Source organism: Sphaerisporangium album, from assembly GCF_003323745.1.
Lineage (GTDB): Bacteria > Actinomycetota > Actinomycetes > Streptosporangiales > Streptosporangiaceae > Sphaerisporangium > Sphaerisporangium album.
This window is the reverse complement of the sequence record NZ_QOIL01000001.1, coordinates 219479-234977: the sequence shown is the minus strand read 5'-3', so window position 1 is coordinate 234977 and position 15499 is coordinate 219479. Positions and strand designations below refer to the sequence as shown.

Annotated in this window: 14 protein-coding genes and 1 tRNA gene; 4 read left to right on the top strand and 11 right to left on the bottom strand. The window is 68.8% G+C overall.

Annotation, left to right across the window (positions count from 1 at the left end):
• Positions 1 to 12: 12 nt before the first annotated feature.
• Positions 13 to 2715 (bottom strand): DNA polymerase I, encoded by a 2703-nt coding sequence (polA, locus tag DQ384_RS01015; RefSeq protein WP_114026728.1) that lies wholly within the window; start codon positions 2713 to 2715, stop codon positions 13 to 15.
• Between the two features lie 91 nt (positions 2716 to 2806).
• Between polA and DQ384_RS01010 the strand changes: the two genes are divergently transcribed.
• Complete coding sequence (locus DQ384_RS01010) at positions 2807 to 3229, top strand: PaaI family thioesterase (protein WP_114027023.1); 423 nt, start codon at positions 2807 to 2809, stop codon at positions 3227 to 3229.
• A 279-nt stretch (positions 3230 to 3508) separates the two neighbouring features.
• On the opposite strand, the gene DQ384_RS01005 is transcribed toward DQ384_RS01010, so the two are convergent.
• From DQ384_RS01005 to DQ384_RS00995, 3 genes are read right to left on the bottom strand one after another with little or no spacing between them, the layout of a single operon-like run.
• Positions 3509 to 4327, bottom strand: coding sequence for an amino acid ABC transporter ATP-binding protein (locus DQ384_RS01005; RefSeq protein ID WP_114026727.1), 819 nt, complete (start codon positions 4325 to 4327; stop codon positions 3509 to 3511).
• A gap of 5 nt (positions 4328 to 4332) precedes the next feature.
• Positions 4333 to 5184 carry an amino acid ABC transporter permease gene (locus tag DQ384_RS01000; protein WP_114026726.1) on the bottom strand — a complete coding sequence of 284 codons (852 nt, stop codon included), beginning with the start codon at positions 5182 to 5184 and terminating at the stop codon, positions 4333 to 4335.
• A 4-nt stretch (positions 5185 to 5188) separates the two neighbouring features.
• A complete protein-coding gene (locus tag DQ384_RS00995) occupies positions 5189 to 6007 on the bottom strand; it encodes an ABC transporter substrate-binding protein (protein WP_245966163.1) in 819 nt (272 codons plus the stop codon).
• A 213-nt stretch (positions 6008 to 6220) separates the two neighbouring features.
• On the opposite strand from DQ384_RS00995, the gene DQ384_RS00990 reads away from it, so the two are divergent.
• Positions 6221 to 6769, top strand: coding sequence for a DUF4352 domain-containing protein (locus tag DQ384_RS00990; protein ID WP_147268594.1), 549 nt, complete (start codon positions 6221 to 6223; stop codon positions 6767 to 6769).
• A gap of 131 nt (positions 6770 to 6900) precedes the next feature.
• Here the strand turns inward: DQ384_RS00990 and DQ384_RS00985 are convergent, their stop codons facing one another.
• The 5 genes from DQ384_RS00985 to DQ384_RS00965 form a co-directional block, all read right to left on the bottom strand.
• Positions 6901 to 7632 (bottom strand): ABC transporter ATP-binding protein, encoded by a 732-nt coding sequence (locus DQ384_RS00985; RefSeq protein ID WP_114026723.1) that lies wholly within the window; start codon positions 7630 to 7632, stop codon positions 6901 to 6903.
• A complete protein-coding gene (locus DQ384_RS00980) occupies positions 7622 to 8404 on the bottom strand; it encodes an ABC transporter ATP-binding protein (protein ID WP_114026722.1) in 783 nt (260 codons plus the stop codon). The genes DQ384_RS00985 and DQ384_RS00980 overlap by 11 nt, the downstream gene beginning before the upstream one ends.
• Complete coding sequence (locus tag DQ384_RS00975) at positions 8401 to 9549, bottom strand: branched-chain amino acid ABC transporter permease (protein WP_114026721.1); 1149 nt, start codon at positions 9547 to 9549, stop codon at positions 8401 to 8403. Before DQ384_RS00975 ends, DQ384_RS00980 begins: the two co-directional genes overlap by 4 nt.
• The gene (locus DQ384_RS00970; RefSeq protein ID WP_114026720.1) at positions 9546 to 10514 is read right to left on the bottom strand and encodes a branched-chain amino acid ABC transporter permease; all 969 of its coding nucleotides are present in this window, start codon (positions 10512 to 10514) and stop codon (positions 9546 to 9548) included. The genes DQ384_RS00975 and DQ384_RS00970 overlap by 4 nt, the downstream gene beginning before the upstream one ends.
• Positions 10515 to 10614: 100 nt before the next feature.
• On the bottom strand, positions 10615 to 11763 hold the full coding sequence (locus DQ384_RS00965; RefSeq protein ID WP_281273990.1) for a branched-chain amino acid ABC transporter substrate-binding protein: 1149 nt from the start codon (positions 11761 to 11763) through the stop codon (positions 10615 to 10617).
• A gap of 424 nt (positions 11764 to 12187) precedes the next feature.
• Here DQ384_RS00965 and DQ384_RS00960 point away from each other — a divergent pair, with 424 nt between their 5' ends.
• Positions 12188 to 13117, top strand: a complete 930-nt coding sequence (locus tag DQ384_RS00960; protein WP_147268593.1) for a permease-like cell division protein FtsX — start codon at positions 12188 to 12190, stop codon at positions 13115 to 13117.
• 50 nt (positions 13118 to 13167) lie between these two features.
• On the opposite strand, the gene DQ384_RS00955 is transcribed toward DQ384_RS00960, so the two are convergent.
• A complete protein-coding gene (locus DQ384_RS00955; protein ID WP_281273980.1) occupies positions 13168 to 13761 on the bottom strand; it encodes an ANTAR domain-containing response regulator in 594 nt (197 codons plus the stop codon).
• A gap of 50 nt (positions 13762 to 13811) precedes the next feature.
• On the opposite strand from DQ384_RS00955, the gene DQ384_RS00950 reads away from it, so the two are divergent.
• A tRNA-Leu gene (locus DQ384_RS00950) sits at positions 13812 to 13884 on the top strand.
• Between the two features lie 171 nt (positions 13885 to 14055).
• Here DQ384_RS00950 and pyk read toward each other — a convergent pair.
• On the bottom strand, positions 14056 to 15489 hold the full coding sequence (gene pyk / locus DQ384_RS00945) for a pyruvate kinase (RefSeq protein WP_114026716.1): 1434 nt from the start codon (positions 15487 to 15489) through the stop codon (positions 14056 to 14058).
• Positions 15490 to 15499 lie beyond the last annotated feature (10 nt).

Below are 15499 nucleotides of genomic sequence, written 5' to 3'. Positions count from 1 at the left end.
CGCCGGGGCCCGTCAGTGGCCGGCGTCCTGCCAGGTGCGGCCGACGCCCACCGAGACGTCCAGCGGGACGCGCAGCTCGTACGCCGCGCACATCTGGGAGACGACCAGCTCGCGCAGCGTCTCCAGCTCGCCCGGCGCGACCTCGAAGACGAGCTCGTCGTGGACCTGCAGCAGCATGCGCGAGCGCAGCTCGCCGTCCTCAAGGGCACGCTGGACGTGCAGCATCGCGACCTTGATGATGTCGGCGGCCGACCCCTGGATGGGGGCGTTGAGCGCCATGCGCTCGGCCATCTCGCGGCGCTGCCGGTTGTCGCTGGTGAGGTCGGGCAGGTAGCGGCGGCGGCCGAGGATGGTCTCGGTGTACCCGTCGTGGCGGGCCTGGGCGACGAGCGACTCCAGGTAGTCGCGGACGCCGCCGAACTCCTCGAAGTACTCGTTCTTCAGCGCGCGCGCCTCGGCGACCGGGATGTTGAGCTGGCCGGAGAGCCCGAAGTCGGACAGGCCGTACGCCAGGCCGTAGTTCATCGCCTTGATGCGGGCGCGCAGCTCGCCACCGACCTGCTCCGGCGGGATGCCGAACACGCGCGAGGCGGTGGCCTGGTGGAAGTCGTGCCCCGACTCGAACGCGGCGATCAGCGCCTCGTCGCCTGAGAGGTGGGCCATGATGCGCAGCTCGATCTGGCTGTAGTCGGCGGTGAGCAGGCTCTCGTACCCCTGCCCCACGACGAAGCCCTGGCGGATGCGCCGCCCCTCGGCCGTGCGGATCGGGATGTTCTGCAGGTTGGGCTTCTCCGACGACAGCCGCCCGGTGGCCGCGATGATCTGGTTGTAGGTGGTGTGGATGCGCCCGTCGTCGGCGACCTCCTTGATCAGGCCCTCGACGGTGACGCGCAGCTTGGTCTGGTCGCGGTGGCGCAGCAGGATGGTGGGCAGCTCGTTGTCGGTCTGGGTCGCGAGCGTCGCCAGCGCGTCCGCGTCGGTCGTGTAGCCGGTCTTGATCTTCTTCGTCTTCGGCAGGCCGAGCTTGACGAAGAGGATCTCCTGGAGCTGCTTGGGCGAGCCGAGGTTGAACTGCTCGCCGACGACCCGGTGGGCCTCCTCGACCGCCTGCTTGACCGCGGCGCCGAACTCGGCCTCCAGCCCGGTGAAGTAGGCGTGGTCGGCGGCGATGCCGGCCCGCTCCAGCTCGGCGAGCACGCGCACCAGCGGCAGCTCGACCTCGCGCATCAGCCGGGCGCCACCCCGGGGCTCCAGGTGGGCCTCCAACGCGTCGGCGAGCTCCTGGACGGCCTGGGCGCGGACGGCGAGCTCCTGGCCGGCGTTCTCCTCGGGGTCGTCGAACAGGGCGGCCTGGCCACCGGTGTCGGCCTCGGCGCGCAGCTCGCGGTGCAGGTAGCGCAACACCAGGTCGTCGAGCGGGAAGGACCGCTGGCCGGGCATGGCGAGGTAGGCGGCCAGGGCGGTGTCGCACGTCAGGCCGCGCATGTCGAACCCCTGGGCCCACAGGGCGAGCAGCGGGCCCTTGGCGTCGTGCAACGCCTTCGGGGCGGACTCGTCGGCGAGCCACCTGCCGAGCGCGCCCTCGTCGGCGGGGGTCAGCCCGGTGAGGTCGATGTAGGCCGCGCGGGGGTGCCCCTCGGCGTCGGCGGGGGCGGCGACCGCCAGGCCGTCCAGCCTGCCGGTGCCGCCGCCGTAGGAGCCCTTGACGGCGAGCCCGGCCCGGCCCTGCGGCATCGCGGCCAGCCAGGCCTCGACCTGGCCGGGGCCGAGCGTCACGACCTCGACGTCGAAGCCCTCCTCGGCCTCGGGCTCGGCGGTGCCGATGCTCTGGTAGAGCCGGTCGCGCAGGACCCGGAACTGCAGGGTGTCGAAGAGCTTGTGGATCTCGTCGCGGTCCCACTGGCCCATCTTCAGGGCCTCGACGTCGGCCTCCAGCGGGACGTCGCGCCGCAGCTCGGTGAGCTGGCGGTTGTGGATGACCTGGCCGAGGTGCTCGCGCAGCTTGTCGCCGACCTTGCCCTTGACCTCGTCGACGCGGTCGACCAGCTCGGTGAGCGAGCCGAACTCCTGGATCCACTTGGTGGCGGTCTTCTCGCCCACGCTGGGGATGCTCGGCAGGTTGTCGCTCGGGTCGCCGCGCAGCGCCGCGAAGTCGGGGTACTGCCGCGGGGTCAGGCCGTACTTCTCGACGACGGCGGCGGGGTCGAAGCGGGTCATGTCGCTGATGCCGCGGCGGGTCATCAGCAGCGTGACGCGGTCGTCGACGAGCTGCAGCGCGTCGCGGTCACCGGTGACGATCAGCACGTTCATGCCCTGCCCGGAGGCGCGGTGGGCGAGCGTGGCGATCAGGTCGTCGGCCTCGTAGCCGGCGAGCGAGAGGTAGGGGATGCGCAGCGCGTCGAGCACCTCGAAGATCAGGCTCACCTGGCCGCGGAAGTCCTCCGGGGTCTCCTGGCGGTTGGCCTTGTAGTGCTCGTACGCCTCGTGCCGGAAGGTGGGCTCCGACCGGTCGAAGCACACGACGACGTGGGTCGGCTTCTCGTCGCGCAGGACGTTGATGAGCATCGAGGTGAAGCCGTACACCGCCTCGGTGTGCTGGCCCTCGGTCGTCATGAGGTTGGCTTCCTTGAGCGCGTAGAACGCCCGGTACGCCAGTGAATGCCCGTCGAGCAGGAGCAGGCAGGGACGTGTGGGGGTCGGTTCCTTCTTCGGCACACCCGCAGCCTAGTCTCCATGTACGACAGAACATCCCCCGATGGCGACTGGAGGGCTTGCCTTGACCATGCCGAATCCCATGCCGGACCCCATGCCGGATCCCGAGGACCTGACCCGGCTCGCCGCCCTTCACGGAGGCGACTACAGCGGGACGCTGGCCGAGAGCATGGGCATCGAGTTCCTCGAGGCCACGGCGGAGCGGGTCGTGGCGCGCATGCCGGTCAAGGGCAACACCCAGCCGTACGGACTGCTGCACGGGGGCGCCTCGTGCGCCCTGGCCGAGACGATCGGCTCCACCGGCGCGATGCTGCACGCCGGGCCCGGCCGGGTGGCCGTGGGAATCGAGATCAACGCGACCCACCACCGCTCCGCGCGGTCCGGGCATGTGACGGGGGTGGCCACGCGGCTGCACGGCGGGCGCAGCCTGGCGACGTACGACATCTCGATCACCGACGACGAGGGACGGCTCGTGTGCACGTCCCGGCTTACGTGCATGCTCAGTGACACGCCGTGAAATCTGCCCCGTATCGGGGCACGATTTGCCACTCTCTTTGCACGCGGGCGTCCGGGCTCGCTAGCGTTGTGACACCAGAGCCCGTGGGTGATCGAGTAGACAACGTGTGCGGCCGGGGAAGCCCTACATGGCCCCAAAGATCACCCGCGGGCTCCTCGCGCCGACCGGCCGGGAGCGCGCCCATGCGCCGGGCGGTTCTCGCGAGACGACCCCCGCGGCGGCGATGCCGGCGGGGGTCGTGTCGGTAGATGTCGTTCCTGGGGCCCGCCGGCGCGCGGCTCAGCCTCCGGCGCTCCCGGGCGTCGCCGCCCTCCCGCCGTCCGCGTCCGCCGTCTCGCTGGTGTCGTCATCGCCGGAGTACGTCGGGTCGAGCACGCGCCGCAGGAACGTGCGGGTGCGCGCGTGCTGCGGGTCGCCGATCACCTGACCGGGCGGGCCCTCCTCGACGATCACCCCGCCGTCCATGAACACCACGCGGTCGGCCACCTCCCGCGCGAAGCTCATCTCGTGGGTGACCACCAGCATCGTCATGCCGTCCTGCGCGAGCTTGCGCATCACCGACAGGACGTCGCCGACCAGTTCGGGGTCCAGCGCGGACGTCGGCTCGTCGAAGAGCATCAGCGCGGGGTCCATGGCGAGGGCGCGGGCGATGGCCACGCGCTGCTGCTGGCCGCCGGACAGTTGCGGCGGGTAGGCGTCGCACTTCGCGCCGACGCCCACCTTGTCCAGGTTCTCCCGGGCGATCCGCTCCGCCTCCTGCTTGCCGCGCTTGAGCACGCGGCGCTGGGCGATCATGACGTTCTGCAGCACCGTCATGTGCGGGAACAGGTTGAACGACTGGAACACCATGCCGAGCCTGCGCCGGGCGGCGTCGATGTCGACGTCGGGGTCGGTGAGCTCGACGCCGCCGACCGTGACCTTGCCCTTGGTGGGCTGTTCCAGCAGGTTCACGCAGCGCAGCAAGGTCGACTTGCCCGAGCCCGAGGGGCCGATGACGCAGACCACCTGGCCCTCGTCCACGGTGAAGTCGACGCCCTTGAGCACCTCCAGGGAACCGAACGACTTGTGCAGGTCCTTGATCTCGACCGCGTGCGTCATCGGGCTCACCGTCCCTTCGCCTGACGCTTTTCGAGGCGGCCCGCCAGGTACCCCAGCGGGATCGTGACGAGCAGGTACGTCAGGCCGACCACCATGATCGGAGTGGCGTTCGCCGTCGTCGACGCGAGGTCGTTGCCGAACTTGGTCAGCTCGACGTACTCACCGCTCACGCCGAGGAACAGCACGAGCGAGGAGTCCTTGAGCAGCGCGACGAACTGGTTGGTCGTCGGCGGGATCACGATGCGCAGGGCCTGCGGGATGACCACCGAGACCATGGACCGCGTGTGGGACATGCCGAGCGAGCGCGCCGCCTCGGCCTGGCCCTTCGGGACGGCCTGCAGGCCCGCCCGCAGCGTCTCGGCCATGTAGGCGGCGCTGACGATCGTGAGGCCGAGGATGCCCTGGCCGTAGGTGCCGCCGGGCACCTCGAAGCCGGGCAGCGCGAGCGGCAGGAACAGGATGAGAAGGAAGATCAACAGAGCGGGCAGGCCGCGGAAGACCTCGATGTACACCGTCGCGATCCAGCGGTAGGGCCGGACGGAGGACATGCGCATCAGGGCGAGCAGCAGGCCGCCCAGCGAACCGAAGACGAAGCCGCCGACGGAGTAGATGATCGTGTTCTTGAGCGCGACCGTGAACACGTCGGGGAACGCCTGCTTCGCCACGTCCATCTTGGCGAAGTTCTGGGCGAGCCCCTCCCAGTTGGTGACGAAGGCGATGGCGACCACCGCGGCGACCAGTACGACGTACTGGACGCCGCGGCTGATGCGCTGCCGCTTGCGGGGGCTCATCCGGGCCCTGCCGGGCACGGGCCCGGCAGGACCGGCGGGACCGGCCGCCATGGACTGATCGGTCATGGACTCAGGAGGCTCCAAGCTCGCCGGGCTTCTTGCCGAACCACTTGACGTAGATCTGCTCGTAGGTGCCGTCCGACTTCGCCTTGGCGATCTCCTCGTTGATCACCTTGGCGAGCGCGTCGTTGCCGAGCTTCATGCCGATGCCGTACTGCTCGCCGGTGTCGAGGCTGGCGACCAGCTCGAACTTGTCGGCGATCTCCGGCTTCTTCAGCCAGGTCAGCACGACCGGCAGGTCCTGGACGATCACGTCGGCCTGGCCCGACTGCAGGCCGAGCAGCTCCTTCGGGGAGTCGGCGAACTCGGTCGGGTTGAGCCCCTTGCCCTTGACGTAGTCGAGGCCGGTGGTGGAGGCCTGCGCGCCCAGCTTGAGGTTCTTGGCCTTCACGTCGTCGAGCGACTTGACGCCCGTGCCCTTCTTGGCGAGCAGCGCCTGCGTCGCGTCGAAGTACGGGTCGGAGAACAGGATGTTCTTCTTGCGCTCGTCGGTGATCGTCATGCCGGCCGCGGCGACGTCGCACTTGCCGGCGTTCATCGCGGCGCCGCTCTTGATCACCGCGAAGTCGATGTCCACGATCTCCTGCGTCACACCGAGCTTCTTGGCCGCGAGGTCCACGATGTCGACGTCGAAGCCCACCACCTTGGCGCCATCCTTGAACTGGAAGGGCTCGTACGGCAGGTTCGTGCAGGTGGTGAGCTTGCCCGGGGTGATCAGCTTGATCGCCGAGGCCGAGGTGCCACCGGCGGGCGCGCTCGCGCCGCTGCTCGCGCTCGTGTCCGAGCCGGACCCGCCACCACAGGCCGAGAGAAGACATGCGGCGCCCACGGCGACCGCCCCGATTGAGGTAATACGGCGACGCCTGGACCAAAAGACCACAACGTCCTCCTCTTTAGCTGTTTGTCGGAGTTAAGTTAACTTACCGTAACCCTGGCCATGGTCCCGCACCTGGTCACCAGGGGTATTACCGGAATGAAACGATCGCACAACACCTGTCACATCCTGGCGCTCCCACCTCCGTGGCGGGCCTACAGTGCGAACGTGCGGGCATCCTCCGCCGTGCTGATCCCCACGGCCCTTGTCGCCTTCCTGGTCACGAGCTGCTCCGACACGCCCGCCAAGCCGGTCGCGACCCCCTCTCCCACGTACGTGATCCCTCCGCAGACGGCGCGCCCGGACGAGAAGGTCGTCAACGCGGCACCGGTCGTCGACGGCCAGATGCGGTTCCGTGTCCTGTCCTTCCAGGACGGCATGCCGAGCATGTTCGGCAGCCACGCCGAGTGGAACGCCAAAGGGCAGTACGCCCGGGTGCGCGTCCTCATCGAGAGCACCGACCGGACGAACCAGAAGTTCGACGCCAAACAGCAATTGCTGGTCGCGGCGGACGGACGCACCTTCCACATCGACAACTTCGCGCAGGCGATCAAGCGGCAGCCCGACGAGCTGCCCGTGGGCAGCTTCGTCCGCATGGAGTTCGACCTCTGGTACGACGTCCCCAAGGACGCGAGGATCACCAAGATCCGCTTCTTCGCCGACCCGCCGCTGGGCGCCATCGGCCCGTCCAAGGGCGTCGACGTGACACTGCGCTGACGCCTCCGGCACGCCGCTCCGGGCCGAGTGCCCTCAGGTCCCGCGTGAGCGCGCGGCGGTGGCCGCGGCGGGTCCCCGCACGGCACGCCTGCGATGCGTGCCGGGGTCAGGTACCGCCGCGGCCGCCCCGCTCAGCTCCTGCCCGACTCGGCCTGGCCGAACTCACCCCCGAGGTACGCCGCGCGCACCTGCGGGTCGTCGAGAAGCTCGGCCGCCGGCGCGGACTTGACGACCTTGCCGGTCTCCAGGACATACGCCCGATGGGCGAGCTGAAGCGCCTGCTGGGCGTTCTGCTCCACCAGGAGGACGGTCGTGCCCCGGTCGTTGATCTCCTTGATGATCGAGAAGATCTGGGCGACCAGCATCGGGGCCAGGCCCATCGAGGGCTCGTCCAGCAGCAGCACCTTGGGCTTGCTCATCAGCGCCCGCCCGATGGCGACCATCTGCTGCTCACCGCCCGACATCGTGCCGCCGGCCTGCGTCCTGCGCTCGGCCAGGCGCGGGAACAGCTCGAAGACCTCGTCGAGGTCCTTCGTGAGGTCACCGCTGCGGGTGTAGGCGCCCATGAGGAGGTTCTCGGTGACCGTCATCCCGGGGAACACCCCCCGGCCCTCCGGGGACTGGCCGATGCCGGCGAGCACCCGCTTGTGCCCGGGCATCTTGGTGATGTCCTTGCCGTCGAAGGTGACGGTGCCCGATGTCAGCGCCCGCAGGCCCGAGATCGTCTTCAGCGTCGTGGTCTTGCCGGCCCCGTTGGCACCGATCAGCGTGACGATCTCGCCCTCGGCCACCTCCAGCGAGATGCCCTTGATGGCCTCGATCTTGCCGTAGTGGACGCGCATGTCCTTGACTTCAAGAAGCATCTGCGGGAGCCCCCAAGTACGCCTCGATGACCCGCGGGTCGTTCTGCACCTCGGCCGGAAGACCGTCGGCGATCTTCTGCCCGAAGTCGAGCACCGCGATGCGGTCGCTGATGCCCATCACCAGGGCCATGTCGTGCTCGATGAGCAGGACCGTGCGCCCGGCGTCGCGGATCCTGCGGATCAGGACCTGGAGCGACTCCTTCTCCGACGGGTTCATGCCCGCCGCGGGCTCGTCCAGAAGCAGCAGCTTGGGCTTGGTGGCGAGCGCGCGGGCGATCTCCAGCCTCCGCTGGTCGCCGTAGGGGAGGTTCTTGGCGGTCTCCTCGGCGCGGTGCGGGATGCCCACGAACTCCAGCAGCTCCATGGCGAGGGCCTTGCCGTCGCGCTCCTCGTTGCGGTGCCACGGGAGACCGAGCGCCGCGCTGAACATTCCCGCCCGGTGGTGGGCGTCGGCCCCGACCATCACGTTCTCCAGCGCCGACATGTTGTGGAACAGGCGGATGTTCTGGAACGTGCGGGCGATGCCGCGCTTGGTGACCTTGAACCGCTTCATGCCGTCGATGCGGTCGCCGTCGAACACCACCATGCCGGACGTCGGCCGGTAGACGCCGGTGACGACGTTGAAGACCGTCGTCTTCCCGGCTCCGTTCGGGCCGATGAGCGCGAAGATCTCGCCCTCGTCGATCGTCAGGTCCACCTCGCGCAGCGCGACGACGCCGCCGAACTGCATCTTGACGCTCTGCAACTGCAGAAGCGGGCGCGGTTCGCTCATTTGGCTGCTCCCTCGGCCGCGGCCTGGGTCTCAGGACCCGGGACCTCGGCCCCCATGCTTCCCATTCCTCCCGTGCCCTCGGCCAGCTCCGCCTTGCGTCTGCGCGAGGGCAGCAGCCCCTCCGGACGGAAGATCATCAACGCGACCAGCGCGGCGCCGAAGACCAGGATGCGGTACTCGGACAGGCCGCGGAACCGCTCGGGCAGCCACGCGACGAGGAACGCGCCCAGGATGACGCCGGGGATGTTGCCCGAGCCGCCGAGCACGACCGCCGCGAGAATGGTCGCGGACAGCATGAACAGGAAGTCGTTCGGGTTGATCGAGATGGTCTTGCCGGCCCAGACCACGCCCATGGCACCGCCGATCGAGGCGCCGATCGCGAAGGCCAGCAGCTTGAACTTGAAGGTCGGCACGCCCATGACCTCGGCGGCGTCCTCGTCCTCGCGGATCGCGGCCCACGCGCGGCCGACGCGGCTCTTCTCCCAGCGCTTCACGAAGATGATGATCGCGGTGGCGACGACGACCAGCAGGTAATAGTACGGCCGCGGATCGAGCACGCCGTAGTGGAAGATGTCCACCCCGAAGATCTGGACACCGTCGATGCTCGGCGGGTGCGGGATGCCGGCGATGCCGCGGGGACCACCGATCGAGTCGGTGTTCTCGGCGGTCTGCCGGACGATCTCGCCGAATCCGAGCGTGACGATCGCGAGGTAGTCACCCCGCAGGCGCAGCGTCGGCCCTCCGAGCACGACCCCGGACACCGCCGACAGCAGGACGCCGACGATCAGGATCTCCCAGAAGTTCAGGCCGAGCTTGGTCCCGAACATCGCCATCGTGTACCCGCCGATGGCGAAGAACGCGACGTACCCGAGGTCCAGCAGGCCGGCCTGGCCGACGACCACGTTGAGGCCGATCGCGAGCACCACGTAGGTGCCGATGGGGAAGAACAGGACGCTGGCCCAGTCGCTGTAGGGCGACATGAACTGCCCGATGGAGTCCGACGGGAGCAGCAGCGCGATGACGAACAGCAGGATGTACACGGTCCAGCGCTGCCAGCCAGGAGCGGTGGCCCACCGGTCGCGGACGTTCTCGATGAACGCCCCGACGGCGTTCCTGCGGTGGGAGATCGTGGTGTTCGTGCTCATGCGCGCGCCTGCTGGAGAGATTCGCCGAGGATGCCGGTGGGCCGGAACATCAGGACCAGGACGAGAACCGTGAACGCGATGACATCCTTCCATCCCGAGCCGAAGACGGCGGCGCCGTAGTTCTCGATGAGACCGAGGAACAGGCCGCCGAGCAGCGCTCCACGTAGGTTGCCGATGCCCCCGAGCACCGCGGCCGTGAACGCCTTGATGCCGAGGAGGAAGCCGATGGAGAACTTGGTGACCTCGAACTGCAGGATGAACAACGCCCCCGCGACGCCGGCCATCAGGCCGCCGATCAGGAACGTCACCCGCACGATCTTGTCGATGTCGACGCCCATCAGGACCGCGGTCTGGGGGTCCTGGGAGGTCGCCCGGATGCCACGGCCGATCTTCGTGCGGTTCACCAGCAGGTCGAGCAGGACCATCATGCCGATCGCCGCCACGAAGATCAGGACCTGGTCGACCCGGACCTGGGCGCCGCCGAGCGTGAACAGGGTCTCCTTGTCCATGATGCGAGCCACACCCATCTGGTTGCGGCCCTGCTGAGGACGGTTGAACACGTGCGGGATGATCAACAGGGCGAAGAGCTCCTGCAGGAAGAGCGAGGCGCCGATCGCCGAGATGAGCGCGGCCAGGCGGGACGCGCCACGCTTGCGCAGCGGGCGGTAGGCGATGCGCTCCAGCAGCATGGCGGAGCCGGCGGAGGCGGCCCCACCCGCGAGCACCATCAGCAGCAGACCGCCGATCAGCGCGAAGCCCGTCAGCGGCTGCGTGATGCCGAGGGTCATGACGACGAACGCCGACGCCATGGTGCCGATCATGAAGATCTCGGAGTGCGCGAAGTTGATGAGGCGCAGGACGCCGTAGACCATCGTGTAGCCGAGGGCGACGAGGCCGTAGATCGCGCCCAGGATGAGGCCGTCGATCGTGTACGGCCAGAACGAGCCGAGGAGGTTATCGAACACGGATTATCGCTTTCAGGGGAGCCTTCACGTGGGAAGGGACGGGGGCGGGTCCGCCGTGGCGTTCCCGCCCCCTCACTACCTGGCCGGTAACTTGAATCCGTCAGCCGAGCGTGGCCGTCGTCGTGTCGCCGAGCAGGCCGATCTGGCCACCCTTGACCTGGTACATGTAGATCGACTTCGCGGAGGGCTCACCGGTCGGGTCGAACTTGATGTGCTTGGAGATGCCATCGAAGTCCGACTTGCCGACCGCCTCGTTGATCGCGTCGGCGGTGGTCGCGCCGCCCCCGATCGCCTTGAGGAAGGCCGTCATCGCGTCGTAGCCCTCGGTGGCGTAGATCAGCGGGTCGGCGCCGAACTTCGCCTTGTAGTCGGCGGCGAACTTCTTGACCTTCTCGTCGGTCTCGGCCGAGGTCGGGATGCGGCAGGGGCAGCCGATGAGCGCGCCCTCGGCCTGCGGGGCACCCGCGCTCTCGATGATGCCCTTGTCCAGCGACCCGTCGCCGGAGAAGAACTTCGCCGTCACGCCCTTGTCACGCAGCTGCTTGAGCAGCTTGCCGGCGCCGGCGTAGTAGCCGCCGAAGAAGATGGCGTCCGGCTTGGCGGAGGCGATCTTGTTGACGGTCGAGGAGTAGTCGGTGGCGGCGGGGTCGAGCGCGTCGTCCGTCACCGTGGCGCCCTTGGTCTTGAGCTGACCGCGGACCGCGTCGCCGATGCCCTTGCCGTACTCGGACTTGTCGTCGACCACGAAGACGTTCTTGGCGGCCGCGGCCCCGGCGATGAAGTCGGCGATGGCCGGGCCCTGCACGCCGTCGTTCGGGACGACGCGGTGCCAGTACTTCCACCCGTTCTTGGCCAGGTCGACGTTGGTGGCCGAGGCGGAGATGTTCGGGATCTTCGCCTCCTCCAGCACGGGGACGGCCTGCTTGGACTCACCGGAGAAAGCCGGACCGACCAAGGCGACGATCTTGTCGGTCTTGATCGCCGTCTGCGCAAGAGAGACAGCCGTCGTCGCGTCCGCGCGGCTGTCGTACTTGATCATCTCCACCTTGACCTTGGGGTTGGTGGCGTTGTACTCGTCGACGGCAAGCTGGGCGCCGTTGCTCGGCGGAATGACGATGCCGGAGTTCTCACCCGACAGGTCGCCCATAAAGCCGATCTTGAGGGTGGACGGCGCGGCGGCGGAGCTGTCACCCCCCGAACCCGACCCCGAATCGCCGCCACACGCGGCGAGACCAACGGTAAGTGCCACACCGACGGCGAGCACGCCCCCGAGGCGAGCAATCTTGGGCCGCAAGGTTGCCTTCCTTTCGCCTGATCCCGTGTCGGGATCGGGTTCACAGAGCCACCCTGGCGATCTGGCCAGGGCTCGTTGACGGCATTACACCCAGCTCAAGTCACAGGTCGGTACAGAGACACATCACGTTACCGCTTCGTTATCACACCGGTCCTCTTCGGCGATCGACTCGAAAAGTAAAGGTCACATGGGCGATGAGGCAATGGCGCGCTCCTCGCGGAACCGGCTCCGGAGATCACCTACAGTACAGGCGCGCCGATCTTGACACGGCGGGCGCGGCCATTCTGACACAGCCTGTACGCGACCACGTGCGAGCCGGACGCACGCGGCCTTCCGGAAGCGGTTGCCGGAGGGACGGAAGATCGCGAAGGTGGGCGGTATGGACACGTCCGCCGAACCGATGACCGAGGAACTGTCGCACGGGTACGACCCGCCTTCCCGGCTGAGCCTGTGGGCCCGGGCGCATCGCCGCCCGCTGGCCGTGTGCCTGGCCGCCGTCGTGCTGCTGTGCGCGTCCGGTGCGGGTGGCCTGTACCTGCGCGAGCTGTCCCTCAGGCCGCTCCCTCCCCCTGACGGCCCGTGGCCCGAGCCCACAGGGTTTGTCGTGACCCTCTGCCAAGTCCCGTTTCACGACTGCTCACCGACGGTCAACGAGGCGGCGAAGGACCTGCCCGCCGTGACCGCCGCGCTGCGGGCCATACCAGGGGTCGCCACCATCCGGTTGGACGTGCCGTCCGTTAGGCGGGACACGGGCGTCCAGTCCCTTGAGCGGGACACGGGTATCTGGACATCGCGCGTTCTCAAGGAGACTCCGTACTTGGTCTACTACCCGGTGAGCCTCCACGGGACGTTGGGACGCCTGGAGGACTACGCCCGCGTGGCTGAACGGGCGCGATCCATCCCCGGCGTGAACCATGTCAGCCTGAAAGCTCCCGGCTTCTGGGAGGACAAGGCCGATGTCGAGATCGAACTCTGCGCGCATGGCCCGGGGCTGCTCTGCACCGGCGTCAACGACCCGTCGGCGACGGAGGCACAGAAACAGGACATCGTCGACCGGCTCTGGGGCATCGACGGTGTCGAGAAGATCTACTTCGAGGACCGCGCCCACACGGAGAAGGTCCGCCGGCACTACGCCGCGCCCGGTCCGGACGGATCCGAGGCCCCTGCGGACGACGGCGTTCTCACCCTGGACGAGATGACCGAGTCGTTCTACGTCAGGCTGTCGGACCGCCGGGCCATCGAGATCATCGGCAGGTCGATCACGGACATGCCGGGGGTTCACTTCGTGAAGCGGATCGGCGCGGCGTAGGGCACCGAAGCCCTGGAAGGCCCCGCGTCGCGCAGGGCCCTCGGCAGGACTCAGGACTCCTTGGGCTCGGCCTCGGCGTCGGTGACCACGGCCTGGGCGACCTGGCGCATGCTCAGGCGGCGGTCCATGGACGCCTTCTGGATCCAGCGGAAGGCCTGCGGCTCGGTCCAGCCGTGCTGGGCCATCAGCAGGCCCTTGGCGCGCTCGACGAGCTTGCGGGTCTCCAGTCGCTCGCCGAGGGTGGTGACCTCCTTCTCGAGCGCCGTGATCTCGACGTGGCGGCTCACGGCCATCTCGATGGCCGGCACCAGGTCGGACTTGGTGAACGGCTTGACCAGGTAGGCCATGGCCCCGGCGTCCCTGGCCCGCTCGACCAGGTCGCGCTGGGAGAACGCCGTCAGGATCAGGCACGGGGCCACGCGCTCGGACACGATGCGCTCGGCGGCCGAGATGCCGTCCAGGATCGGCATCTTCACGTCCAGGATCACCAGATCGGGGCGTTGCTCCAAGGCGAACTTGATGGCCGACTCACCGTCTCCGGCCTCGCCGACGACGGCATAGCCCTCCTCTTCCAGCATCTCCTTGAGGTCGAGGCGGATCAGTGCCTCGTCTTCCGCGATCACCACTCGCCGCTGCGTACTCACGACCAAGAGAGTACCTACGTCCGCTAGATTAGGGGCACGAGCCTCACGGCGCCCCGATAGACCAACGGCAGAGTCAATGGCCTCAAAATCCATCAAGTGTGGGTTCGAATCCCACTCGGGGCACTGAAACGGGCACCCGAGCACGACGGGAGCGACCCGTCGAGTCGCTCCCGTCCATAGCGAGATCGTTTCTGTCGCGAGATCGTCCGCGTACGGCCCGCCGGAACCTTCCGGCGGGCCGTACGCGCGCTCGGGCCCCTACGCGACCGTCACGCGCGCTCGCGCCGTACGCGCTCAGGTGCCGGCGCTGGAGACCGCCGAGCCGATGGTGTGCACCCGCAGGGCGTTGGTCGAGCCGTGGTTGCCGGGAGGCGAGCCGGCGACGATGACGACCTTGTCGCCCTTCTCGCAGCGGCCGAGCGAGAGCAGGGCCGACTCGACCTGGCGCACCATGTCGTCGGTGTGGTGGACGAAGGGCACCTCGAAGGTCTCGACGCCCCAGGTCAGCGCGAGCTGGCCGCGAACCTCCGGCGCGGAGGTGAAGGCCAGCAGCGGGATCGGCGAGCGGTAGCGGGCCAGGCGGCGCGCGGTCTCGCCCGACATCGTGAACGCGCACAGGGCCTTGGCGCCGACGATCGCGCCGACCTCGGCCGCGGCGCGGGCGATGGCCCCGCCGGTGGTCTCGGGAAGGCGGTCGAAGGTGTGGGTGGACTGCAGCGTCTCGGCCTCGGCGGCGGAGGCGATGCGGTCCATGGTGGCGACGGCCTCGATCGGGTGGCTGCCGACCGACGTCTCGCCCGAGAGCATGACCGCGTCGGCGCCGTCCATGACGGCGTAGGCGACGTCGGAGGCCTCGGCGCGGGTGGGCCGGGGCGCGGTCATCATCGAGTCGAGCATCTGGGTGGCGACGATGACCGGGTGGGCCTTCTCGCGCGCCAGGGCGATGGCGCGGCGCTGGACGATCGGGACCTGCTCCAGCGGCAGCTCGACGCCGAGGTCGCCGCGGGCGACCATGATGCCGTCGAAGGCGTCGACGATCTCCTCCAGGAGGTCGACGGCCTGCGGCTTCTCGATCTTGGCGAGCAGCGGCAGGTGCACGCCCTCCTCGTCCATGATCTGCCGGACCAGGGCGGCGTCGTCCGGGCTGCGGACGAAGGAGAGGGCGATCATGTCGAAGCCCGTGCGCAGCGCCCAGCGCAGGTCTTCCTCGTCCTTCTCGGTGAGGGCGGGGGCGGACACGGCGACGCCGGGCAGGTTGAGGCCCTTGTTGTCGGAGATCATGCCGCCGACGACGACCTTGGTGACGACGCGCGGGCCCTCGACGGCCGTGGCCTCCAGGACCAGGCGCCCGTCGTCGACCAGGATCTTGTCACCCGGATTGACGTCGGCGGGCAGCCCCTCGTAGGTGGTGGAGACCAGCGCGCGGTCGCCGGGGACGTCCTCGGTCGTGATCGTGAAGACGTCGCCGAAGCCCAGGCGGACCGGACCCTCGGCGAAGCGGCCGACCCGGATCTTCGGCCCCTGCAGGTCGGCCAGGACTCCTACGGCCTTGCCGAGCTCGGCGGCGGCCTCCCTCACCCGCCCGTGAATCTCTTTGTGGAGCTCATGGCTCCCATGACTGAGGTTGAACCGGGCGACGTTCATTCCCGCCGCGATCAGTTCGCGCAGGCGCTCCGGAGAGGAGGTGGCCGGCCCCAGTGTGCACACGATCTTTGCTCGACGACTCACAAGTCCTACC